The sequence below is a fragment of the Blautia sp. Marseille-P3087 genome (genome assembly GCF_900120195.1).
GTDB lineage: Bacteria > Bacillota > Clostridia > Lachnospirales > Lachnospiraceae > Blautia_A.
The window spans coordinates 1,391,380-1,415,780 of record NZ_LT635539.1 but is presented as its reverse complement, the minus strand read 5'-3'; the positions used below and the strand labels follow the sequence as shown (position 1 = coordinate 1,415,780).

The window sequence follows — 24,401 nt, the reverse complement described above, 5'->3', positions numbered from 1 at the left end:
GAGTTTGAAGGGGACTTGTCCGCTTTGTTCTCTTCTATGAACAGACTGTGAAAAAGTGGAAATTCCTGTCTGGTTGTGGTAAAATAGAAGAAGTTTTTATCTTAAACAGGTATAAATGGATGTAAAAGGAAGAAAAGTTCCGAAAGGAGATACGATATGAGTCTGGCAGTGGTTACACTGAAAAAAGGAGAAGGACGTTTTTTGAAGTCCGGCGGAATGTGGGTATTTGACAATGAGATCGCATCAGTCATGGGAAGCTTTGTAAACGGAGATATTGTGCTTGTACATGATTTTGACGGTTATCCGCTCGGCAGAGGGTTTATCAACAGAAATTCCAAGATTACCATTCGCCTTCTGACAAGAAATGAAAACCAGAAGATTGATGAAGACTTCTTTGAGAAACGTGTACGCGATGCGTGGGAATACCGCAAAAAAGTTACGGATACTTCAAGCTGCCGTGTAATTTTTGGCGAGGCAGACTTTTTCCCGGGACTTGTCGTTGATAAGTTTGAGGATGTGCTGGTCGTGCAGTCTCTTGCACTCGGAATAGACCGCTGGAAAGAACTGATTCTGGATCTTATTAAGAAAGTTCTCTCTGAGGACGGTATTACAATTCGTGGTGTTTATGAGCGAAGCGATGCAAAAGTCCGTAAACAGGAAGGTATGGAACTGTACAAGGGATTTATCGGAGAAGAATTTCCGACACTTGTCGAGATTCAGGAAAACGGTGTCAGATATCAGGTCGATGTCAAAGACGGACAGAAGACAGGATTTTTCCTTGATCAGAAATATAATCGTCTTGCGATCCAGAAGCTGTGTAAAGGTGCGCGAGTACTGGACTGCTTCACACATACCGGTTCCTTTGCACTGAATGCAGGAATCGCCGGCGCGAAAGAAGTGACCGGAGTAGATGCATCTGAGCTTGCTGTTCACCAGGCACAGGAAAATGCGAAACTGAACGGTCTGGACAAAACCGTGAAATTTATATGCGAGGATGTCTTTGAATTGCTTCCGAAGCTTGAAGAGCAGGAAGAAAAGTATGATGTGGTCATTCTTGATCCACCGGCATTTACGAAATCCCGCAGTTCTGTCAAGAATGCAGTCAAAGGTTACCGTGAGATCAACCTTCGTGGAATGAAACTGGTAAAAGACGGTGGGTTCCTTGCGACCTGTTCCTGTTCCCATTTTATGGAATATGAGCTGTTTACAAAAACAATCGGCCAGGCGGCGAGAAGTGCACACAAGAGACTTCGTCAGGTAGAATACCGTACACAGGCACCGGATCATCCGATCTTGTGGTCTTCCGACGAATCCTATTACCTGAAATTCTATATCTTCCAGGTATGTGATGAGAAATAATCAGAGAAAATATAAAGTAGAAACAGATCACATAAAGGCAAAAGAATATAAGAAAGAAGGACTTACATGAGAGATAAGTTTAACAGATTTATGCAGGGGCGCTATGGAGTAGATGCGTTTGCACGTTTTACGATGGGTGTGGCACTTGTTGCGATCATCCTTTCGATTTTTTTCCGCAGCGGAAGCAGAATGGGGGCACTTCTTGATACGGTAGGACTTCTTGTTCTGCTGTATACATATTACCGCATGCTTTCCAGAGATATCCAGAAAAGATATCAGGAAAATGAAAAGTATCTTGCTGCAACTGCAAAAATCAGACAGCGTTTCAACAGAGAAAAGAGTATGATGAATCAGAGAAAGACACATCATATTTATTCATGTCCGGGATGCGGTCAGAAGATCCGTATACCGAGAGGTAAGGGCAAGATTGAGATCGAATGCCCGAAATGCCACACGAAATTTGTTAAAAGAAGCTAACAAAGCAGGTCGGCGCGACAGAGGGAGGAGACACAGTGTTTGGATATGTGGTAATGAACAAACCGGAAATCAAATTCAAAGATTTTGATATGTACCGTTCTTTTTACTGCGGACTGTGCCGGGAGCTGAAAGAGCGTTACGGTCTCAGCGGACAGATTACTTTAACCTATGATATGACCTTTGTGATTCTTCTGCTCAGCGGACTTTATGAGCCGCCGACAAAGAAAGGATCGACGCGCTGCATTGTACATCCGGTGCGCAGACAGCCGGTCAGAAAAAATGCGATTACTGAATATGCCGCGGATATGAATATTTTTCTGACTTATTACAAATGCAAAGATGACTGGAATGACGAAAGAAGTATTCCGGGATTTGCTTTCGGCAAACTGCTGGAAGGCAAAGAAAAGAAGAGCGAAAAACTCTGGGGCAAAAAGGTGCAGACGATTGTGTCCTGTCTGGATGAACTGTCTGCGCTCGAAAAAGAAAATGCGACAGATATCGATCGTGTGTCCGGCTGTTTTGGCAGGATCATGGCAGAAATCTTTGCATACAGAGAAGATGTCTGGGAACCGACTCTTCGACGTATGGGATTTTATTTCGGCAAGTTCATTTATTTGCTGGATGCCTATGATGACGTGGAAGAGGATGTCAAAAAAGGAAATTACAATCCATTTTCGAAAGATTATATAATAAAGGGGTTCGATGACCGGGTAAAGAATATGCTTATGATGATGATGGCAGAAACCTGCCGGGAATTCGAGAAACTTCCTATTATAAAATATACCGATATTCTTCGGAATATCCTGTATTCCGGAGTGTGGTGCAGATTTGAGACCGTTTCCGGGAAGCGGAAGAAAGAACAGGAGAAAGAACATGTTTGATCCATATAGTGTGCTGGGTATTTCCAGAGATGCCTCAGATGAAGAAATAAAAAAAGCATATCGTAAACTCAGCCGCAAATACCATCCGGATGCGAATATCAACAACCCGAACAAGGCGCAGGCGGAAGAGAAATTTAAAGAAGTACAGCAGGCTTACGAGCAGATCATGAAAGAAAAGGAGTACGGGACTTCCGGAAATTACAATTCCTATGGGGGATTCGGCGGCTTTGGCGGTCAGAGCCAGAGTACGTATCAGGATGAAGAAGCCATTCGCAGACAGGCAGCGGCAAACTACATCCAGAGTCAGCATTTTCAGGAGGCAATGAACGTACTTTCTTCCCTGAGTCAGAGAAACGGGCAGTGGTATTATCTGTCGGCAATGGCGAATATGGGGCTTGGTAATAATGTAAATGCAATGAACGATGCACGTACGGCAGTCAATATGGAGCCGGATAATATGCAGTACCGGATGCTTCTTCAGAGACTGGAAGGCGGAGGAAGCTGGTATCAGGAACAGCAGAATCCATTCGGCGGAATGCCGGTGGATGGAAGTGATTACTGCATGAAGCTGTGTCTTGCAAATATGTTCTGTGGTATGTGCTGCCCGGGCAGTGGTATATTTTGCTGCTGATCAGTTACTGTTGACTTCGTTCGCGGCAACCTGGTCAAAATCCTGCCATAAAAAAATTGACATTTCATAAGAGTGATATTATTATAATGAATGTATTGCTGTACTAAAGTGCTATTGCATCAAAGGACAGTAAGGGAAGATAATTACAGGAGGAAATCATAATGAGTATTCGTATTGGTATTTTAGGATATGGCAACCTTGGAAGAGGAGTAGAATGTGCAGTCAAACACAATCCGGATCTGGAGCTTGTTGCCGTATTTACACGTCGTGATCCTGCATCAGTAAAGATTCTTACAGATACAGCAAAAGTATATCATGTAGATGAAGCGGAAAAAATGAAAGATAAAATCGATGTTCTGATTCTCTGTGGAGGAAGCGCTACAGACCTTCCGGTTCAGACACCGAAATATGCACAGTGGTTCAATGTTGTTGACAGCTTTGATACCCATGCAAGAATTCCGGAGCATTTTGCAAATGTAGACAAAGCAGCTTCCGAGAGTGATCATGTCGGAATTATTTCTGTAGGCTGGGATCCGGGAATGTTCTCCCTCAACAGAATGTATGCAAATGCAATCCTGACAAACGGTAAAGATTATACATTCTGGGGCAAAGGCGTGAGCCAGGGACATTCTGATGCAATCCGTCGTATTGATGGTGTCAAAGACGGCAAACAGTACACTGTTCCGGTTGAAGCAGCACTGGAAGCAGTCAGAAGCGGAAAGAATCCGGAGCTGACTACCAGACAGAAACATACAAGAGAATGCTTCGTAGTAGCAGAAGAAGGCGCAGATCTCGCACGCATCGAGCAAGAGATCAAGACCATGCCGAACTACTTCGACGAATATGACACAACCGTACATTTCATTTCCGAAGAAGAACTGAAACGTGATCACAGTGGTATCCCGCACGGTGGATTCGTAATCCGTACCGGCAAGACCGGCTGGAACGATGAAAATAACCATGTGATCGAGTACAGCCTGAAACTGGATTCCAATCCGGAATTTACTTCTTCCGTTATCGTTGCTTATGCAAGAGCTGCATATCGCATGAGTCAGGAAGGACAGAAGGGATGCAAGACTGTATTTGATGTTGCACCGGCATATTTAAGTGCACTTGATGGTGCAGAATTAAGAAAACATCTTCTTTAATTCTTCGCTGGAAGATACTCGCACAGATTAAAAAGTGAAAAATAACAAAAGGGTGAAGCCGCTGGTTTCATCCTTTTGTTTTTATTATGTTTGAAACATTAAAACTGGAACGATTAACAGTGCTTTACATTTTTTGTTGACGGAAAGAAAAACATGCGATATAATACCTACATAATATTGTAACAAGATTGTAAAAAGTAAGCATTTTTGTTTACAGAAAGAGGTTATGGGTATGGGAAAGGTATGCAAAAAGTCATGGATCGTGGGCATATTTTTAGGAGTAATGCTTTTTGCAGCAGGCTTTGCGTTTCAGGCGACAACTGTAGATACGCAGGCGGCAACGAACGGGTTCCGGACAATAAGTGGAAAGACATACTATTATAAGAATGGAAAGATAGTAAAGGGCTGGCTCACTCTTAATGGTAAGAAATATTATCTGAACAGAAGTACCGGCGTGCTCTATAAAGGCTGGATGAGAAGCGCAAAAGGGGTTTTACGCTATTATGATTCCAGAACCGGAGCAATGTATACAGGTTTTCAGAAAGTAGCCGGAAAGTATTATTACTTTAATAAAAAGACAGGATTTTCAGTCGGTGGATTTGTAAAATTCGGAAATAATTTTTACAGATATTTCAATACCAAAACTTATACGATGGCGACAGGCTGGATGACAAATAACAAGAACCAGAAATGGTACTTTGGAAGTGATGGTAAGATGTACAGAAGTCTTAATAAGATTGGCAGTTATTACTATTACTTCGATGGAAAGACCGGAGCAGCAAGAGATGGTTTTGTGAAATCCTCAGCGGGTAATGTCAGATTTTTCCGCAGAAAATATTACCGGATGGCGACAGGCTGGCTGACAAATGGCAAAGGCCAGAAAAGATATTTCAAAAGTAATGGTGTAATGGTGGCAGGCAAGTATAAAGTAGACGGCAGTACATATTACTTTAATAAGAGTACAGGTATTGCAACCGGAGGATGGGTGACGATCGATGGAAGCAAATACTATTTTGATACAAAAACATTCAAAATGGTTACCGGCTCCAAAACAATCAATGGTGTCAGCTACCAGTTCAGTTCTACCGGTGCAATGATTTATGACGGTTCTTCAGATTCTGAAGCAGTGGATACATCATATTTCAAAAATGACCCGAAGCCTGTTGGACAGACCGGATCGAAGACAATCAAGAATTATCTGGCAGGTGCACTGAAGCCTGTAGGCCAGGCGCTTTATATCTGGGGCGGCGGCTGGTATGATTCCACGCTGAAGGGTGTGAAGTCAAACTGGCAGAAATTTTATCTGAGTCAGAGCAGCAGCTACAATTATAACAATTATCGTGATCTGAGTACGACTAACAGAGCAAAAGGGCTTGACTGTTCCGGATTTGTAGGATGGGCTGCATATCAGGTTATGCAGACAAGAAGCAATGTTGGATATGGATATACGGTTGTTTCCGGAGATATCGGCAACTATTATAGAAAGACACTGGGGTGGGGAACAGTTGTAAATCAGAATTACTTATCCCAGCACAATTACAAATTATATCCGGGAGATATCGGATACGATGACGGACATACATGGATCGTCCTCGGACAGTGTTCTGACAGGAGTGCAGTGATCGTACATTCTACACCGGATGCCGGTGTGCAGATCGCAGGTACCCCGACACCAGAAGGTAAATCCAGCAGCCAGGCTGCAGCGCTTGCGAAGAAGTACATGTCCAGATATGCAGGATACAAGAAATATGAGTATCATACTACTACAGGTAATTTTATCCGTCGTGGTAATTACCTGAGATGGTATCCGGCTACACTTTCTGATCCGGATGGATTCAAAAGCAAGACAGCCGATCAGATTCTTAAGATCATGTTTGGCTTTTAAGTTTAAATAAGAAGTAAATATTACAAAGAGATTTCCTGAATATGGAAATCTCTTTCTTATGTAATAGGAAATTACTCCGTAATGTTCCTATTACATAAAAACGCTCCGCGAGGATGCGACCAGATGCATGAGGAACATGTCTGCTGAAGCAGACTGCATCTGGCGCGCAAAGCGTAACAAGTCCCTCAAAGATTGAGGGATTCAGGGAGTTTGAAGCGGACTTGTCCGCTTTGTTTTTTGCATAGTTTTTAATAAATGTTACAAAATATTAAACTTTTTAATGAATCCTACTTGCAATCGTAAGAAGTATATGTTAATATGTATAAGAACTTGAAAAAGATATTTCGTAAATGTTACAGAATATAGCAATTAAGATTATGAGGTGAGAAACATGAAGAAACGAATTGTTTGCCTGACGTTAGCGTTAATGATGACAGCAACACAGGTAGTCAGCGTAAGCGCATCACGAGAAGAGGAACTGAGAGAGGAACAGGCCGCAACAAGCGCACAGCTTGATGCAACATATGCCCAGATCGATCAGCTTTATTCTGCCAAGCAGCAGTTGCAGGATGAGATCAATACACTGGATGCAAATCTTGTAAACGTCATGGTTTCCATTCAGACATTAGAGGGAGATATCAGCAACAAGCAGGCTGATATCGAACAGACACAGGCAGATCTTCAGAAAGCACAGAATGCCAAAGACAAACAGTACGCAGCAATGAAACAGCGTATTCAGTATCTGTACGAAAAAGGTGGAAGCGATGCATGGTTCCAGATGATGATGAGTGCAGATAATCTTTCAGATCTTCTGACAAAAGCAGAATATACACAGAAGATGTATGATTACGACAGAAAGAGCCTTGAGACATATGCTAATACGATCGAACAGGTTACAAACCTCGGAAATCAGTACCAGCAGGAGAAATCCGAACTGGAAGGCATGAAACAGGAATATGAAGCTGAATCTGCAAATCTTCAGACTCAGATTGATACAAAGAAAGCCAGCTCTGCAGACTGCGATAATGAAATTGCATATGCACAGGAAATGGCAAATGAGTATGCAAATCTGATTCAGGAACAGCAGGCAGAGATTGAACAGCTTGAGGCAGAACGTATTGCAGCCGAGGAGGAAGCAAGACGTCAGGCAGAAGCAGAAGCCGCTGCCGCCGCAGCAGCAGAAGAAGCTGCACAGCAGGAAGATCAGACGGTATATGATGAAGAGGGCAATGAAGTAGATGCAGATGAAGCTGCAGAAAACGGTGACACCGTATATGATAAAGAGGGCAATGAAGTAGATCCGAGCGAAGTGACAAGCAGTGATGATGGTGTGGAGTATGATGAATACGGTAACGTAATCGACAGCGACAACACAGTTGATCCTGACAGTGTAAGTTCTTCATCCAGTAGCTCATCCAGTTCAGGTTCAGGCTCTTCAATCGTAGATTATGCAACACAGTTTGTTGGTAATCCGTATGTATGGGGCGGTACAAGCCTTACAGGCGGTGCTGACTGTTCAGGATTTACACAGAGCGTTTATGCACAGTTTGGTTACAGCCTTCCGAGAACATCTTATGAGCAGCAGAACTGGGGAACAGAGGTTTCCTATGCAGATGCTCAGCCGGGTGACCTGATCTGCTATGGTGGACACGTTGCAATCTACATGGGCAACGGACAGATCGTACATGCATCTAACTCCAGAGATGGCATCAAGATCAGCAATGATGCTACTTACAGAACAATCCTTTCTGTAAGAAGACCTTCATAAATAAAGAGCAAAGGCAGTTCCTTCGGGAACTGCTTTTTTTCTTGACTTTCTGTATATAAAGTATTAAAATGATGCAAAAGCGCAACGGAGCACTTAGTAGTTTCGTGCGCTCTTTTTTTGTTTCAGATAAATTCTGGAACGATTCACTTATGGTGATATGTTCCGAAAGGACATATGGATGAAAAATATACATTTCAGGAGGAAACGAAAATGAGAAAGAGCAAAATGTGGAGAATGATGACAGTTGCTGCAGTGGCAGCGTCCATGACATGTGGACTATTTGGAGTACAGAGCGTCAGCGCAGATGACAAGAAAACTCTGAAAGTTGCAATGGAATGCGGATATGCACCATATAACTGGACACAGCCGGACGATTCCAACGGTGCTGTCCAGATTTCCGGAAGTTCCGATTACGCATATGGATATGACGTTATGATGGCAAAGAAGATTGCCGATGAACTCGGATATGATCTTGAGATCGTAAAACTTGACTGGGATTCTCTTGTACCGGCTGTACAGTCCGGACAGGTTGACTGTGTAATTGCAGGACAGTCTATCACAAAAGAGCGTCAGCAGATGGTTGATTTTACAGATCCATACTATTATGCATCCATCATCACTCTTGTTAAAAATGACGGTGATTATAAAGATGCAGCAAGCGTAGAAGATCTCAAAGGAGCAACAGTGACATCTCAGCAGAATACGATCTGGTATGATTCCTGCCTGCCGCAGATCCCGGATGGCAACATCCTTCCGGCACAGGAAAGTGCACCGGCTATGCTGGTAGCGCTTGAAGCCGGCAAATGTGATGCGGTTGTAACAGATATGCCTACAGGAAAAGCAGCATGCGTAGCTTATCCTGATTTCAAACTTCTTGATTTCACAGGAACAGACGGAGAATTCGAAGTATCTGATGAAGACATCAACATCGGTATTTCCCTGAAAAAAGGAAACGATGAACTCAAAGATGCGATCAACGGTGTCTTAAGTGAGATGACAGAGGATGATTTCAATAAAATGATGGATGAGGCTATTTCTGTACAGCCACTTTCCGAATCATAAAGGAGGAGCAAAATGCTGCCTGAGAGTTTTGGGGGAAGAATCATCTATCTTCTTCAGCAATATGGTCCTTCTTTTGCGAAGGGAGCCGGAGTCAGCATGTGGCTGGCGCTGGTGGGAACGCTTTTTGGATGCATCATTGGTTTTCTCGTTGGTATCGTGCAGACGATCCCGGTTGATAAGAATGATTCAACAGCCAAAAAGATCCTGATTAAAATTGTGAAATTTATTCTTGCTTGCTATGTGGAGTTCTTCCGTGGAACTCCGATGATGGCACAGGCGATGTTTATTTACTTCGGTAGTGCGGCTGTGTTTAATATCAATATGTCCATGTGGTTTGCGGCAATCTTTATCGTGTCGATCAACACAGGTGCATATATGGCAGAGACTGTCCGTGGAGGAATCCTTTCAATCGATCCGGGACAGACAGAAGGTGCAAAAGCAATCGGTATGACACATGTACAGACTATGATCAATGTCATTCTTCCGCAGGCACTTCGAAATATTATGCCACAGATCGGCAACAACCTGATCATCAACATCAAAGATACCTGCGTACTTTCCATTATCGGTACAGTTGAACTGTTCTATACGACCAAAGGTGTGGCAGGTGCACTTTATACATACTTTGAATCATTCACGATTGCGATGATCATTTACTTCATCATGACCTTTACCTGTTCCCGTATCCTGCGTGTGCTGGAACACAAGATGGACGGACCGGATAACTACGATCTGGCCACAGCGGATACACTGACACATACCAGCGGTATGTATTCTTACAGAGAAAGGAAGGATGACAGAGAATGAGTGAGACAATCCTTGAAGTACAGCATCTGGGAAAATCCTTCGGAAACAACGAAATCTTAAAAGATATTGATTTCTCTGTAAAACCAAAGGACGTTACCTGCATCATCGGACCGTCAGGTTCCGGAAAATCCACTTTGCTTCGCTGCATGAATCTTCTGGAGACACCATCCTGCGGTGAGATCCGTTATCACGGAACAAATATCATGGACAAGCATGTAAACGTTCCTGAATACCGTTCAAAGGTCGGCATGGTATTTCAGAACTTTAACCTCTTTAATAATATGACTGTTCTTAAGAACTGCACGGTCGGACAGGAAAAAGTCCTGAAAAAGAGCAAAGAAGAAGCGCACAGAAATGCGATGATGTATCTGGAAAAAGTTGGTATGGCACCGTATATCAATGCGAAACCGAAACAGCTTTCCGGCGGACAGAAGCAGAGAGTTGCGATCGCGAGAGCACTTGCGATGGAACCGGAGATCCTGCTCTTTGATGAGCCCACTTCCGCATTGGATCCGCAGATGGTCGGAGAGGTGCTGGAAGTTATGCGGACACTTGCAAAAGACGGTCTGACGATGATCATTGTCACACATGAGATGGCATTTGCCAGAGATGTGGCGAAGCACGTAATCTTCATGGGTGATGGAGTCATCGTAGAAGAAGGTACGTCTCAGCAGATCTTTGAAAATCCGCAGAAAGAACTGACAAAAGAATTTTTAAGCCGTTTCAGAAACGCATAAAGTTAAGATGTTTAGATAAAACAACCCTTCCTGTTGTTCAGCGTTCAACAGGAAGGGTTGTTTTTCGGTTAATAAGAATTGGCGGTATGATTTTATGCGTTGGTTCGACAGACAGAGTTGGTTTTCTTTTATGCCGTTCTTCAATCTGGTTATTCAGAATGTCCATGGCAGATAAAGCGATTTTGTCAATCTGCTGTCCGACAGTACTGATCGGGATGATTGCTTCTCTTGAAACGGGAGAGTCATCGAAACCAATAATCTTGTAATCATCAGGCAGGCAGCCATACTTCTGAATCAGATGGTTGAGCATAATGTTGGCGAAGGTATCGTTCGGAAGAAAAATCCCTTTTGTTTTCCCTTTATATTTGGTATCGATTGTTTCAAGAAGGTCTTTAAGGATCCGGGATGTTTCATCATAAGTATGTCCGGTATCTGTAAGAATCATTTCATGAGGAATGTTGTATTCCTTGCAAATATCAGAAAATCCCTGAATACGTTCATAGGATGGTGTCTGCCTGGAAATATCTGCATTGATATGGATCAGGATATCAGCACCTGTTTTGGCAAGAAGACTGGTTGCCTGTACACCTCCCATATAGTTGTCTGTGTTGACACTGCTCACATACTGATCTTCACGCTCAATCGTTACGATTGGAATATTATAAGAAGCAAGTTCTATGGAAGGAATTGTATGACTCAGAATGATCATTCCTTCGATTTTGTATGCAAGAAGTTCCTGTATATATTTTCGTTCGGTTGATTCGTGATCATCTCCGGTGAATACGAGAAACTTATATCCGAAAGAGTCGTAGGTCTTCAGTATCTGATTCAAGATTTCTGAATAGTAGTGCATATAAAGGTTCGGAATAATGATTCCTATAAACTCTGTTTTTCCGTTCGCGAGTATTCTCGCGACTTTGTTTTCCTTATAGTTTAATTTTTCAAGAGCAGTTGCAATGATCTGCTGGTTTTCCAGGGTAAGAGAGTCCGGATTATTAAAATATCTGGAAATGGTTGTTTTGGAAAAACCGGTATATTTGGCGATGTCACTGAAAGTTATATTTTTTTTACCCATATCAGGTTCCTTTCGATAAAATAAAATTTTACCATGTTATAGTGAGAAGTCAATTACTTTTATGATAACAGTATAGCAGAAATTTCAAAACAGAACAATGAAAATAATCAACAGAAACGGTTAAGTAACCGGTTTTGTAAAAACTTTACAAAGTCGAGATATGAAATTTGTATAAAGCAATGAAATTGCGTATGATGGTTGACTTGATAGCATTGCTGTGATATTATCAAACCATAAAGTAACCGGTAACTTTACCGGTAACGTAGAACGAGCACAGGGAAAAGGAGGAGCACATGAAGAAAGCGAAACTGATTTTTCTTGCCGGTCTGGCTATGGCAGTCAGTCTTACAGGATGTCAGAAAAAAGAAGTAAAGCCCGGCGATGTGGCAGGATATGATGAGGGCGAACAGTATCTTTCAATCTGGGTCCACAGTATTGAGGATACTCTGGAAGGACAGGTTTACAGGGAATCTGTAGACAGCTTTAATGAGAAATATAATGGTAAATATTTCGCAGATATTGAATTTATTCCGAGAAATGACAGTGGAGGCGGTTATTCAGATAAGGTAAATTCTTCTGTACTGTCAGGAGGGCTTCCGGATGTGCTTACCCTGGACGGACCGAATGTGGCAGCTTATGCAGCGAACGGGATCATACAGCCACTTGCAGAGCTGACAGAGGAAGAAAGAGGAGAATATCTGGAATCCATTCTGGAACAGGGTACTTATAATGATAAGCTTTATGCACTTGGAGTTATGGAATCCAGTGTAGGTCTTTACTACAACAAAGATATTCTTGAAGAGGCCGGAATCGAAGTTCCGGATGCAGATCATCCGTGGACGACATCAGAATTTATGGATATTCTGGCTAAGCTGAAACCGCTGATGGATGAGAAGAATGGTTATCCGATCGACATGACATTCCCGGTAGGTGAAGCAAGTATTTATTATTATGCCCCATTTATCTGGGCAAATGGTGGAAACCTGGTAAGCGAAGACGGACTGACAGTGGACGGATATTTCAATTCAGAAAAGAATGTTGAAGTTATGAATTATTTTCACCAGATTGTAGAGAACAAATATATGTCTGAAGCTCCAATAGAGAATCTGTTTGAAAGTGGAAGAGCAGCTTTCAAATTTGATGGGGCGTGGGAAGTCAATACGATTTATGAGAACTATCCGGATGTGAATCTTGGGGTTGCACCTTATGTAGTAGGTGATGACTGGGATGGAGAGAGATATACACCGACAGGCTCCTGGGCATTTGCAGCATCCTCAGAGACAGACAACATTGAAGGTGCAACAGAGCTGGTCAAATGGATGAGTGGTGTGGAAAGTGGTGTAAGAATCTGGAATGAAGCAAAATCACTTCCGTCTACATACAAAGCGTTTGAACAGATTGATATATTCCAGACAGATGAAAACTACAATGCTCTGTATCAGCAGTTAAGTAAATACGGACACCCGAGACCAAAGACTCCTGTATATCCACAGGTAAGTACATCTTTCCAGCAGGCACTTGAAAGTGTTGGACTGGGCGGTAAAGATGCGCAGGCAGAACTGGATAAATCTGTAGAAAGGATTAACGCGAAACTGGAACGTTATACGAGAGAATAATGAAGAAAAAAGAATCAATTTTAGGGATGGCTTTCTTTGGGCCGGCACTGGTACTTCTTACGCTGTTTTTATTTCTGCCGATGGTGTTGACACTGGTATTCAGTTTTACAGATTACTTTGCGCTGAATCCGGATATGACACATTTTGTGGGCCTTGAAAACTACATTAATATTTTTAAGGATGAACTGTTTGTAAAATCCTTCTTCAATACGGTGAAATTTGTAATTATCATCGTTCCTTGCCAGTGTATCGGAGCACTTGTTCTGGCACTTGCAATCAACAAAGTCACACATTGTAAAAAATACTTCAAAGTAGCATTTTTTATCCCGGTTGTAATGTCTCTGGCAGTTGTATCTACACTCTGGATGGACATCTACAGTCCGGAGGGAATTTTAAATACACTGCTTGCTCATTTTGGAATCAGCGCTCAGCCGTTTATTCACAGTGCAAAGCAGGCGCTTCCGTCCATCGCAGTTATGAGTGTATGGCAGGGTGTCGGATATCAGATGATCATCTTCCTTGGTGGACTCCAGAATATTAACCCGGCGCTTTATGAAGCAGCTGAGATGGATCATGCAAGCGCATGGCAGAAATTTAAAGATATCACACTTCCGGAATTGAAACCACTTTGTGTGTTTGTATTTATCACGGTTACAATCGGTGCGTTCCGTATGCTGGTACAGCCGATGGTCATGACAGGTGGAGGACCGGATCACTCAACCTACACACTTGTATATGACATTTATGAAACCGGCACAATGAACTGGGAGATGGGACTTGCATCAACAATGGCAATTGTATTTACAATATTTGTTGTTATCCTGACGATCATACAGAATGTACTGACCAAAGGAAAGGAGGAGAAAAAACATGTTAACAAAAAAGCAAAAAACATTTAACTGGATTCTGGCAGTTGTTTTGCTGCTACTCTCTGTATTCTTCCTGTTTCCGGTGATCTGGATGCTTGCAAACTCCTTTAAACCAGATGCAGCGATCACAGCAGATATGAATTCCATAGCAGCATTTATTCCTCCTGCTTTAAATGAAAATTATTTTGAAAACTATATTACGATTCTGACAGATACCAATTTCCTTCGTTACATGATTAATACTCTGGGATATGCGGCACTGCTGATCGTACTTGGGGTTATTGTCAACGGACTTGCAGGCTATGCACTTGCAAAGATTAACTTTCCATTCCGCGACCAGTGGCTTTTGATCATCATGATGCTTCTGATCGTACCGACAGAAACCGTTATCACGATACACTTTCTGATCATTGCAAAAGCAGGACTACTGAATACCGTGCTTGGATATGTACTTCCAATGATCGTGAATCCGTTTAATATCTTTCTGTTCCGACAGGTTTTCGTAAGTCTGCCGGATGATGTTTATGAGGCGGCACAGCTTGACTTCTGCAGTCCGGTAAAATATTTCTTTACCATGGTATTGCCAATGTCAAAGACAGTCGTTGCAACTGTCAGTGTGTTTACATTCCTTGGAGTATGGAATGACTATCTCTGGCCGTCACTTGTATTTACATCCAGTGATCTTCTGACCGCGCAGATTGGTCTGAACTCCATAACATCCAATGACAATACAACAATGGGACAGACACTTGCAGTAATCACACTGATCACAATCCCTGTTATTATTATTTATGCACTGTTCTCCAAACAGATTGTAGAAGGTGTAACATCAACTGGTTCCAAGGAGGGTTAATGAATTATGAGTTTTATAGAATTTAAACATATCGGAAAAAAATATGCAGGAGCAGAACACAAATCAGTAGATGATTTTAATCTTAATATAGAAGAAAAAGAATTTATCGCATTTGTAGGACCGTCTGGATGTGGAAAGTCCACAACACTTCGTATGATTGCCGGATTCGAAGAGATTACAGAAGGAGATCTGTATATTGACGGCAAAAGAGTGAACGAGACAGCACCAAGAGACCGTGGTATTGCGATGGTATTCCAGAACTATGCCCTGTATCCGCATATGACCGTAGAAAAAAATATCGGATACGGGCTGAAGAACATGAAGATGCCAGCAGACCAGATCAAGAAAAAAGTAGACTGGGCAATTGATATTCTGGGACTGCAGGAATTCCGTTACAGAAAACCGAAGAATCTTTCTGGAGGTCAGAGACAGCGAGTGGCACTGGGGCGTGCAATCGTAAAAAATCAGAAGGTATTTCTGATGGATGAGCCACTGTCCAACCTGGATGCAAAACTTCGTGTCAGCATGAGAACGGAGATCAGCAAGCTGCATCGTGAAATGGGTGCGACGACGATCTATGTTACACATGATCAGGTTGAGGCAATGACTATGGCAGACCGTATCGTTATCATGAAAGAGGGCGTGATCCAGCAGGTTGGAAAACCAATGGAATTATATGATCATCCGGTAAACAAATTTGTTGCAGGATTTATAGGATCTCCTCAGATGAACTTCTTTGATGTTACCTTAAAAGGAAACGAAGTAACATTTGAAGACGGAAATAAACTGATGCTTCCGGAAGCTATTCTTAAGAAACTGAATGGTAAAGAAGGCGAGATGACACTTGGTATCCGTGGAGAGGATCTTAAAATGGATGCGCAGAACCTGGAACTTTATAAAGAAAATAAAATGAAAGCTGTGATCACAGATACAGAAGTCATGGGAAATGAGAATAACCTGTACTTCCAGTTCGGAGGCTGCCAGGCAGTTGCACGAGTTTCTAAATATGAGATCAGCCAGGTTGGAGATGAAATTGAATTTGTATTTATGCCATCCAAGATTCATTTCTTTGATAAAGAAACTGAGATGAATTATTTATAGGAGTGACGTTGATAATGAGAGAAGTAAAGATTTGTTTAGGGACAATAGAAAGAGTAAAAGATTTTGTCAATGCTGTGACGCGTCTGGACTGTGATGTAGATATTGTGTCCGGAAGATATGTGATCGATGCAAAATCAATCATGGGAATTTTCAGCGTGGATCTGTCCAAAGCGGTTGATCTGAGAATTCATGCAGAAGGCACTGAAGCAGAAAAAGCAATGGAAGTAATCAGTCCATTTATAGAAAAATAGAAAGTGAGTAGAATATGCAGAAAATATATGTAAAACCGAAAGACTACTGGATGAATGACCCGAATGGATTTATATATTACAAAGGTATGTATCATCTTTTTTACCAGTGTTTCCCGTATGCGCCGCGCTGGGGACGGATGCACTGGGGACATGTTGTCAGCAAAGATCTGGTGAACTGGGAAGAACAGGGGATTGCACTGTTTCCAAGCAAAACAGATGATAGGAGTGGATGTTTTTCCGGAAGCGCCATTGAAGAAGACGGCAAAATGCAGCTGTATTATACCGGTGTGAATTATCTTACAGAAAATCCAGAGGATATCAATTTGTGTGTGGATGAACATTTTGTTTCCGCACAGCTTAAGATAACCTCAGAAGATGGCTTTCATTTTGATAATATTAAAGACAAAAAGACGGTGATTCCAGTCATTTATGATGAGGGGATCGGAGATGCACGCCACACAAGAGACCCGAAAGTCTGGAAAGACGGTGAGAGATGGTACATGGTACTTGGAAGCACCATTGAAGACAAACAGGGAAAACTTTTGTTCTTTACAAGTACAGATGGAGAAGAATGGAAATTTGCGAATTCTGTAACCAGAGAAAACTTCGGCTGGATGTGGGAATGTCCGGATTATTTTGAAGTAGATAACAGGCAGGTAGTAATCTTTTCACCGATGCAGTTATTTAAAGACGGAAAAGCAGATGATGCACAGACCGTCTGTATGCAGGTGAAATTTGATAAAGAAACCTGTGCGATGGAACTGCCGGAAGAATATCAGTTTCTGGATTATGGAACAGACCTTTATGCACCACAGAGCACCCTCGATGAGGAGGGAAGAAGAATCCTGACTGCGTGGCTTCGCATGCCGGAGCCGGTGGATGGGAAATGGCAGGGAATGATGTGTATTCCACGTGTTGTAGAAGTAAAAGAAAATCATATCTATTTCCGCGTTCATCCGAATGTTCAGGCGGCATATACAAAAGAAATCTCTACACCATCTGAGGCGGACGAAAGTGGATATCGTCTGAGATTTTCCCTGGAGGATGGGGATAAAGTAGATGTCGGAGGATATGTGATTTCCAGAAAAGGGGATAAAATCTGTACTGACAGAAGCTGCCTTTTTGGAAAATATCCGAATCACAGAGTGAAATTTGAGACACCGGAGATGAAAGGATTTGAAATCGAAGTGTATGTGAATCCGAACCAGATCAGTGTTTTTGTGAACGATGGTGAAGCGGTGATTACCAATGCCGTGTATGATCTTGAAGAAAAGATTGAAGCAGATGTAGCGATAACAATAGAAACAATAGAGTGAATTTTTTAAATACAATAAACGTTGCAGGAAGTGAGCGCTTTCATTTTCTACAACGTTTTTTATTGAAAAATATTTCACCGGTACTTACTTTTGTTGAAATTTTCTGTGGAAATCAGCTATAATGATGGTAGCTGATTTCTACAGAAAATTAGCAGAAAACTACCAGGAAAATCAGGAGGAATCAGAAATGAAAGTTGGATTTATCGGACTTGGAATCATGGGGAAACCGATGTGTAAAAACCTGATCAAGGCAGGTTATGAAATGGTAGTCACCACACATAATAAAGAAACTCTGAAAGAGATGGAAGCGTTTGGTGCGAAGACCGTAACATGCGGACGTGAAGTGGCAGAAGAGGCGAATGTGATTATTACAATGCTTCCGAATTCTCCGCAGGTGCGTGAGGTGGCACTTGGTAAAGACGGAATTATCGAAGGTGCTAAAGATGGAAGTGTTCTGATCGACATGAGTTCGATCGATCCTACGGAAAGCAGGGCAATTGCAGCAGAACTTGCAAAAAATGGAATTGAGATGCTGGATGCACCGGTTTCCGGTGGCGAGCCAAAAGCAATCGATGGAACGATTTCTGTAATGGCAGGTGGTAAGAAAGAAATTTTTGATAAATATTATGATCTGATGATGACCATGGCAGGATCTGTTGTATATGTCGGACCAATTGGCTCAGGCAACGTTGCAAAACTGGCAAATCAGATCATCGTAGCTGTCAATATTGCGGCGGTATCCGAAGCGCTGACACTTGCCAAAAAAGCCGGAACAGATCCGGAGCTTGTGTATCAGGCGATCCGTGGCGGTCTTGCGGGTTCCACGGTTCTGGATGCAAAGGCACCGATGATGATGGATCGAAATTTCAAACCGGGATTTCGCATTGAACTGCATATTAAGGATCTGAATAACGCTTTGAATGCCGGACATGCAGTGAACGCGCCGCTTCCGCTTACGAGTGAACTGATGGAGATCATGCAGGCACTCAAAGCGGACGGACACGAGAAAGAAGACCACTCCAGTATTGTGAAATTCTACGAAAAAATTTCAAATACAACGGTTACAAGAGAATGACCGTCAGAGAACGGAAGCCGGATGTGAATCTTCCCGTCCGGCTTTACGATTTTTTTTGTCAGTGTACATTTTTTCGTCGGCAAGATTGATGTAGTCATTGAGTGAGAAAACAGAATCATCTGCAACCACAAACCCGATGCTTGCCTCGATAGGGAATGCCATACGGCTGTTTCTGGAAAGCACGGCAAGGGAATCCAGAAGATTTTGTTTAAGCTTTTGCATCTGTGTCTGATCATAGTCTGGTATCACACATACAAATTCATCTCCGCCATAGCGCATGGAGACAGAATTGTCAGGGCAGTGCTGCCGGATGACAGCTGCGATACTGCTGATTGCAAGATTTCCCATATCATGTCCGAAAGTGTCGTTGATATATTTCAGATGATCGGCATCAATAAACATGATTCCGGCAGAACGGGATTCACCCATGCATTTCTGAAATAATGGAAGAGCTAATTTTTCGTAAGCCATACGGTTATAAAGTCCGGTAAGCGAATCGTGAATATAGAGCTGTGACAGCTGCTTCGTCTTTTTTCTCAGAATCAGCTTTCCGTAGAGCGCCTCTATGGCAGTTACAAAAGTGCGCAGTGTCTCAAAAAGAAACTGATGCTCTGTCAGATAATCACAGTTTTCGAGAATCAGATAACCTATTTCACGTTCACGGAAATGCACAGCGGCAAAAAGGTAAATATGTGCAGTTTCTGAATTGTCCGCATCGGGAAGAAGCTCTCCTTTTGACAAATCTATCTGAACAGATTTGTCGGCAGATGTATGGGGATAAACGACAGCCATGCGGTCGGGGTAGCCGATACTTTTATAGATGTCATCCGGAACTTCGGGGAGACTGTCCACATTTTCGAGCATAAAGATATCCGGATTCATGAGCAGATACAGGCTTCCGCATTCATGTCTGGTGAGCCAGGTATGCAGATGGTCTGCCAGTTCAGTGAAACTGTTGCAGTCAAGAAGAAAACGATCCAGTTCCATCATCCAGTTGAGCATATTTCCCTGACGGACTTCTGCCATGATCTGACTGGAAACATATTTTCCGGGATCAGCAGGAAAGAGGGAGGTGCACCCACTGCTTTCGCGGTATATACAACGGGTAGGCGAAAACACCTGTGAAGATTTAGCGGTGCCATTCCAGACATCAGCAAGAAGCCCCAGTGCATTATACATAATATGCGCTTTGGAAAATTCAACAGTCGTGATAGGCGGATAAAAGTTTATGGCCCTTGTGGCATTGTCGAATCCGGTTACAAGAAAGTTGTCCGGAACAGAAAATCCTGCTTCCTGTGCTGCAAGACAGACGCCGGCAGCAATGTTATCGTTGGCACACACAAAAGCATCAGGAAGAAGCTCTTTGTCCTGAAATGCAGCAAAAGCTCTGAGGCCTGTCTCGACTTCATAATTATGTTCATATATGCGGTTCGGATCGAAAGGGATGCCATGTTTGTTGAGTGTATCCCTGTAGGCAAGAAAACGTTGCTGATTTTCATAATTTCCGATGATTCCGCCGACATAATTGAGCTTTGTGCAGCCATGTTCAGCGATCAGATGTTCCACCAGAGAGCAGGTTGCATGGTAGTCGTCAATTCCGGAGAAGTAAAGATCCGGTACTTTATCCAGAAGAGAAATGACAGGAACCGAGGCTCTTCGGGCGCGGATTATGATTTCTTCCTTAAGTTCATGATCGGAAATAAGAGCAAGATCCAGAAGAATTCCATCGAAGTCTGACAGGCGGGGAAGTCGAAAAATGTTATATTCTCCGATATTATAGCTTTGATCCTGACTGAAATTTCCAAAACAGTGAAAAATATATAAATCTATATCAGAATGATGGTCAGAGATATAGCGGCGATATCCATGAAGCCATTCATGAGTAAGATATCGGGCCTGGCCATTTGTGATAAATGCGATTTTTTTCATGCTAATACTCCCGCAGAATGATAATTGTATTTATTATACCAAAATTTGACGAAAAAACCAGATTTTTGTGCAATTATATACAAAAAAGAGCGGCCTGTGAAAGCCGCCGGATTTTGTTTTATTTTGGCTCTTTCCCGGCGGCGAAGACCATCATCATTTCATTGGTAAGGCTGCTGTCGTTATCCTGACCGATGATTTTGTCGCGGTCAAACCATTGTGCTACGGAAAGTTCTTCGTGATCTACGGTCAGCGTGTCATCGCCGTCTACATCGCAGAAAAATCCAAAGAGCAGAGTGCCGGAGAAGGACCATGGCTGACTTTTATAGTAACGGAGATTTTTGACTTTCAGACCGACTTCTTCCATAACTTCCCTGTGAACGGTTTGTTCGATTGTTTCGCCGATTTCTGCGAAGCCGGCGATCAGAGCGTATTGTTTGAAGCTTCTGCCTTCATATTTGGAACAGATGATCTTGTCACCGTTGGTGATACCGACGATCACAGCCGGCATCAGAACCGGATATTCCTGGCGTCCACAGGAAGGACAGTACATCATACGTTCCCCCTTGTCATGTATCATCGGCTGACCACAGCATCCACAGAAACGGCGGTTACGATACCAGAACCAGAGCTGATATCCGGTGATCACTGCGAAAGAGATATACTGTGGCTGTACATAACGGAGTTCACGGTTTTCATAAAAACCATAGCCTGGCAGCAGAGCAGTGTCCAGATCCGGAATCAGGTAAAAACGTTCCTCGTCAATAGAGAAAAGATAAATATAATTTTCATATAGATCGGCTACTTTGTCTTCCAGCTCGCGAAAGCGTGGAAGTGTGATAACATCGGAACTGTCCTCTTTGCGGAAAAAACTCTTTCCATTTTCGTAGGCAAGAATGATACTGTTTTCATCCGGTGCGACCGGTTTATATTCATTGTGATAAGTGTGCGGGGCAATATCCTGAATCATAAAAAATCCTCCTTTGGTTGCCTGGCCTGTATCTGTCGGAACACAGGACGGAAAATATAATTCAGTATAGGACATATGCAGAAAAAAAGCAATGCTGCTGTGAACGGAGTGAACAGTAACAAATCTGGTGTATTGACTCGACAAAATTACCAATGTGAAAGGCAGAAAAACAATAGCAGAACAGAGTGTTTTCCTGAATACATAAAATGATAAAAATTTGACAAAATGTTATGCGGGTTATTGACAGCAAACTGGCATCGTGTTATTATGATGTCAGTATAATTCCATATTGAACATATGAAGTGCAGATTGTTGTCCGCGTAGCAATCTGAAGAGGGAATCAGGTGCAAGTCCTGAGCGATCCGGTCACTGTAACAGAGGAGCGACTTTTCATTATCCCATTGTACATAGTATGAGAAGGGGAAAGGAAGCGATGATGCTGAAGTCAGGAAACCTGCTTTGTATGGCGAGGTTAAACTTCCGTGTAAAGTGTAACAACCAACTTAGGGTATCCGCAACCCAAAGCGTTGTCTGCTGATTGGAAGCAGGCATTTTTTTATGGAATTCGCCTGTTCGTATGAATTATACCTATGCGTTTGTGGTTTTGCCACCACAGACCAGAACCCTTTAGGGGTATGATTAAATGGCAGGCGGTACTACTCCGGATGCATTCGTTCCCTCCGCATATTTGAACGGATTCATTGTCTACCCCGGAGCAGTATCGCAAATCCTCTAAAATAAGTTTCGAAGATAACCAGTTCGGCAGTGCCGTGACTGGATTTTTTTATATAACGAGGTGAAAGTAAATGGAAAAACCATATTGGGAAGGGAAACACTATGCTTTTTTCAGCAATAAGGAATGTGAATATTTTCCGTGCCATGCAGGCGCAGATCCGGAGAACTTTAACTGTCTGTTCTGCTACTGTCCGCTGTATGCACTGGGAGATAAATGTGGCGGGAATTTCAGAATGACCGAGAAGGAAATTAAAGACTGCACGAACTGTCAGCTGCCGCATAAGGCGCAGAACTACGGTTACGTGACCGGGAAATACAGCGAGCTGGCGGAGCTGATGCGGAAAATGAGAGAAGCAGAGAAAGATACTCAAGAATAGTACGGACGCGAGGATGGGGAACTGCGTGCGATAAAACCCATACTGCCTGTTTGCAAATGAATATCCGCTTTGTTTACTGAACACGCTGCGTTTCCGAATTTCATACATGCGCTTATTAGCGATTGCTCCGCATAACTCGCTGTCGCTCAGACAGATGCTCCGCAACCGCAGCTAGCATGTACGAAATTTGCGGAAGCCTTGCTGAGTTCTGTAAACGGAGCGGATATTTTTTAAGACAGCCGTATCTTTTTATCGCGCAGATATTCCCAGTCCGCGTGTTCTGTATTTTCACATCAGATAGCTTTTTCCTATGTTCTCTTAATTTCACAACCAGCTCCTTTCCCCATGACCGGGAAGGCCTCGCCGGCCAGCCGCCAAAGGCTGCGGTCCACCCACGGGGCGTGGTGGCATCACAAAGATGATACGGAAAATAAGAGAAGAGGAATGAATGGTATAAAATTATAATAGTCTATAGGTGAAAAGGATATTTGCTTAAAATTATTAAATATTCCTATACACAGAAAAAAGAAACAACATCCTGATGAATTGACATAGTAAATTTCCGCAGATTCTGACTGCGCTAATGATGGCTGCGTTGCACTGTCTGAGCACCGGATGGTGCGAGTTTGCAAAAGCAGTCATCCATAAATGCGCGGGAAGAATCCGGAAATGCAACGTGTCAATGAAACAGGATGTTGTTCTCTTTTTCGTCATAAAATAAATTAAACTATTATTTATCTCTCGCTCAGTATCATCTTCAGCCGGGGTATATCATTATTTAATATCAATCTTTCGGGGAACATCATTTCATGTACAAACTCTGCCCCATAAGTAAAATCCCCGATATGTTCTGCTCCATGGCTGTCGCTCGACAGCACGATCGGAATCTCATACTTCATACAATACTTCAGGATCTCACGGTTATTTTCTTTCGTATCCCCGCGATATCCGTCAGGCATCAGCGAAGCTTCGTTGATCTCAAAAATCACCCCATATTCCCTTGCGCCGAAAGCCAGCGTTTCATAATCTACCGGAAAAGCAGGATTATCACAATGTCCAAGCACCTTTACACAGGGATGTCTCATTGCATTCAGATAAGCACTCGTATTTTCTTCGACAGTACCACTCTTATAATTCTGCGCATGCATACTTGCAATTGCATAATCCAGTTCGCTGAGCAGTTCGTCATTCAGATCCAGATGTCCCTCCGTATCCAGAATATTTAATTCTGCTCCAAATAATAACTCGATTCCAAATCGCTTTTTCGGCGCGTAAGTAAGGCTCCTAAAATAAGAAGAAGTTCCTGCGGCAAGCGTTCCCGGACCGTGATCCGTGATGCCGAGCAGTTTCAGTCCTTTTTTAGAAGCAGCTTTTGCCATGTCTGAGATGGTACAGGACGTTCCGTGTCCGCTTGCAATCGAATGCGTATGTATATCAGAAAGATACATCAAAAATCCCCCTTTCAAGGAATTAATTTTTTAT

Annotated in this window: 22 protein-coding genes and 1 riboswitch; of the genes, 18 read left to right on the top strand and 4 right to left on the bottom strand. The window is 42.7% G+C overall.

What is annotated here, in order from left to right; translation table 11 throughout:
• The first annotated feature begins 156 nt into the window (after positions 1-156).
• The 10 genes from BQ7344_RS06785 to BQ7344_RS06740 all read left to right on the top strand — a co-directional run bounded on the left by BQ7344_RS06785 (position 157) and on the right by BQ7344_RS06740 (position 10,755).
• Positions 157-1,359, top strand: coding sequence for a class I SAM-dependent rRNA methyltransferase (locus BQ7344_RS06785; protein WP_072521965.1), 1,203 nt, complete (start codon positions 157-159; stop codon positions 1,357-1,359).
• Between the two features lie 66 nt (positions 1,360-1,425).
• On the top strand, positions 1,426-1,836 hold the full coding sequence (locus tag BQ7344_RS06780) for a hypothetical protein (protein WP_072521964.1): 411 nt from the start codon (positions 1,426-1,428) through the stop codon (positions 1,834-1,836).
• Positions 1,837-1,871: 35 nt separating this feature from the next.
• Positions 1,872-2,717 carry a DUF5685 family protein gene (locus BQ7344_RS06775; protein WP_072521963.1) on the top strand — a complete coding sequence of 282 codons (846 nt, stop codon included), beginning with the start codon at positions 1,872-1,874 and terminating at the stop codon, positions 2,715-2,717.
• On the top strand, positions 2,710-3,348 hold the full coding sequence (locus BQ7344_RS06770) for a J domain-containing protein (protein WP_072521962.1): 639 nt from the start codon (positions 2,710-2,712) through the stop codon (positions 3,346-3,348). The genes BQ7344_RS06775 and BQ7344_RS06770 overlap by 8 nt, the downstream gene beginning before the upstream one ends.
• Positions 3,349-3,509: 161 nt before the next feature.
• The gene (locus BQ7344_RS06765; RefSeq protein ID WP_072521961.1) at positions 3,510-4,496 is read left to right on the top strand and encodes a diaminopimelate dehydrogenase; all 987 of its coding nucleotides are present in this window, start codon (positions 3,510-3,512) and stop codon (positions 4,494-4,496) included.
• A gap of 232 nt (positions 4,497-4,728) precedes the next feature.
• A complete protein-coding gene (locus tag BQ7344_RS06760; RefSeq protein WP_072521960.1) occupies positions 4,729-6,381 on the top strand; it encodes an N-acetylmuramoyl-L-alanine amidase family protein in 1,653 nt (550 codons plus the stop codon).
• A gap of 391 nt (positions 6,382-6,772) precedes the next feature.
• A complete protein-coding gene (locus BQ7344_RS06755) occupies positions 6,773-8,149 on the top strand; it encodes a C40 family peptidase (protein ID WP_072521959.1) in 1,377 nt (458 codons plus the stop codon).
• A 264-nt stretch (positions 8,150-8,413) separates the two neighbouring features.
• Positions 8,414-9,211: a transporter substrate-binding domain-containing protein gene (locus BQ7344_RS06750; protein WP_417182470.1), complete on the top strand. Its 798-nt coding sequence runs from the start codon at positions 8,414-8,416 to the stop codon at positions 9,209-9,211.
• Between the two features lie 15 nt (positions 9,212-9,226).
• Entirely contained in the window at positions 9,227-10,018 is a 792-nt protein-coding gene (locus BQ7344_RS06745) for an amino acid ABC transporter permease (RefSeq protein ID WP_200793059.1), read from the top strand.
• The gene (locus BQ7344_RS06740) at positions 10,015-10,755 is read left to right on the top strand and encodes an amino acid ABC transporter ATP-binding protein (RefSeq protein WP_072521956.1); all 741 of its coding nucleotides are present in this window, start codon (positions 10,015-10,017) and stop codon (positions 10,753-10,755) included. The genes BQ7344_RS06745 and BQ7344_RS06740 overlap by 4 nt, the downstream gene beginning before the upstream one ends.
• Before the next feature lie 37 nt (positions 10,756-10,792).
• Here the strand turns inward: BQ7344_RS06740 and BQ7344_RS06735 are convergent, their stop codons facing one another.
• A complete protein-coding gene (locus BQ7344_RS06735) occupies positions 10,793-11,830 on the bottom strand; it encodes a LacI family DNA-binding transcriptional regulator (RefSeq protein WP_072521955.1) in 1,038 nt (345 codons plus the stop codon).
• A gap of 293 nt (positions 11,831-12,123) precedes the next feature.
• Here BQ7344_RS06735 and BQ7344_RS06730 point away from each other — a divergent pair, with 293 nt between their 5' ends.
• The 7 genes from BQ7344_RS06730 to garR all read left to right on the top strand — a co-directional run bounded on the left by BQ7344_RS06730 (position 12,124) and on the right by garR (position 18,911).
• Positions 12,124-13,446: an ABC transporter substrate-binding protein gene (locus tag BQ7344_RS06730; RefSeq protein WP_072521954.1), complete on the top strand. Its 1,323-nt coding sequence runs from the start codon at positions 12,124-12,126 to the stop codon at positions 13,444-13,446.
• 26 nt (positions 13,447-13,472) lie between these two features.
• The gene (locus tag BQ7344_RS06725; RefSeq protein WP_330392820.1) at positions 13,473-14,345 is read left to right on the top strand and encodes a carbohydrate ABC transporter permease; all 873 of its coding nucleotides are present in this window, start codon (positions 13,473-13,475) and stop codon (positions 14,343-14,345) included.
• On the top strand, positions 14,317-15,168 hold the full coding sequence (locus BQ7344_RS06720) for a carbohydrate ABC transporter permease (protein ID WP_072521952.1): 852 nt from the start codon (positions 14,317-14,319) through the stop codon (positions 15,166-15,168). Before BQ7344_RS06725 ends, BQ7344_RS06720 begins: the two co-directional genes overlap by 29 nt.
• 6 nt (positions 15,169-15,174) lie before the next feature.
• Positions 15,175-16,269, top strand: coding sequence for an ABC transporter ATP-binding protein (locus BQ7344_RS06715; RefSeq protein ID WP_005427758.1), 1,095 nt, complete (start codon positions 15,175-15,177; stop codon positions 16,267-16,269).
• Positions 16,270-16,283: 14 nt separating this feature from the next.
• A complete protein-coding gene (locus BQ7344_RS06710) occupies positions 16,284-16,520 on the top strand; it encodes an HPr family phosphocarrier protein (protein WP_072521951.1) in 237 nt (78 codons plus the stop codon).
• A 14-nt stretch (positions 16,521-16,534) separates the two neighbouring features.
• Complete coding sequence (locus BQ7344_RS06705) at positions 16,535-17,836, top strand: glycoside hydrolase family 32 protein (protein WP_072521950.1); 1,302 nt, start codon at positions 16,535-16,537, stop codon at positions 17,834-17,836.
• Between the two features lie 187 nt (positions 17,837-18,023).
• Positions 18,024-18,911: a 2-hydroxy-3-oxopropionate reductase gene (gene garR, locus BQ7344_RS06700; RefSeq protein WP_235816061.1), complete on the top strand. Its 888-nt coding sequence runs from the start codon at positions 18,024-18,026 to the stop codon at positions 18,909-18,911.
• 3 nt (positions 18,912-18,914) lie between these two features.
• Here garR and BQ7344_RS06695 read toward each other — a convergent pair whose 3' ends face one another.
• Positions 18,915-20,840, bottom strand: a complete 1,926-nt coding sequence (locus BQ7344_RS06695; protein WP_072521949.1) for a GGDEF domain-containing protein — start codon at positions 20,838-20,840, stop codon at positions 18,915-18,917.
• Between the two features lie 118 nt (positions 20,841-20,958).
• Positions 20,959-21,807, bottom strand: a complete 849-nt coding sequence (gene nudC, locus BQ7344_RS06690; RefSeq protein WP_072523377.1) for an NAD(+) diphosphatase — start codon at positions 21,805-21,807, stop codon at positions 20,959-20,961.
• A 283-nt stretch (positions 21,808-22,090) separates the two neighbouring features.
• Positions 22,091-22,283: riboswitch (cobalamin riboswitch) on the top strand.
• Positions 22,284-22,613: 330 nt separating this feature from the next.
• Here nudC and BQ7344_RS06685 point away from each other — a divergent pair.
• Positions 22,614-22,919 (top strand): cysteine-rich small domain-containing protein, encoded by a 306-nt coding sequence (locus BQ7344_RS06685; protein WP_072521948.1) that lies wholly within the window; start codon positions 22,614-22,616, stop codon positions 22,917-22,919.
• Between the two features lie 734 nt (positions 22,920-23,653).
• Here BQ7344_RS06685 and BQ7344_RS06680 read toward each other — a convergent pair.
• Positions 23,654-24,367: a phosphatase gene (locus BQ7344_RS06680; protein ID WP_072521947.1), complete on the bottom strand. Its 714-nt coding sequence runs from the start codon at positions 24,365-24,367 to the stop codon at positions 23,654-23,656.
• Between the last annotated feature and the right edge of the window lie 34 nt (positions 24,368-24,401).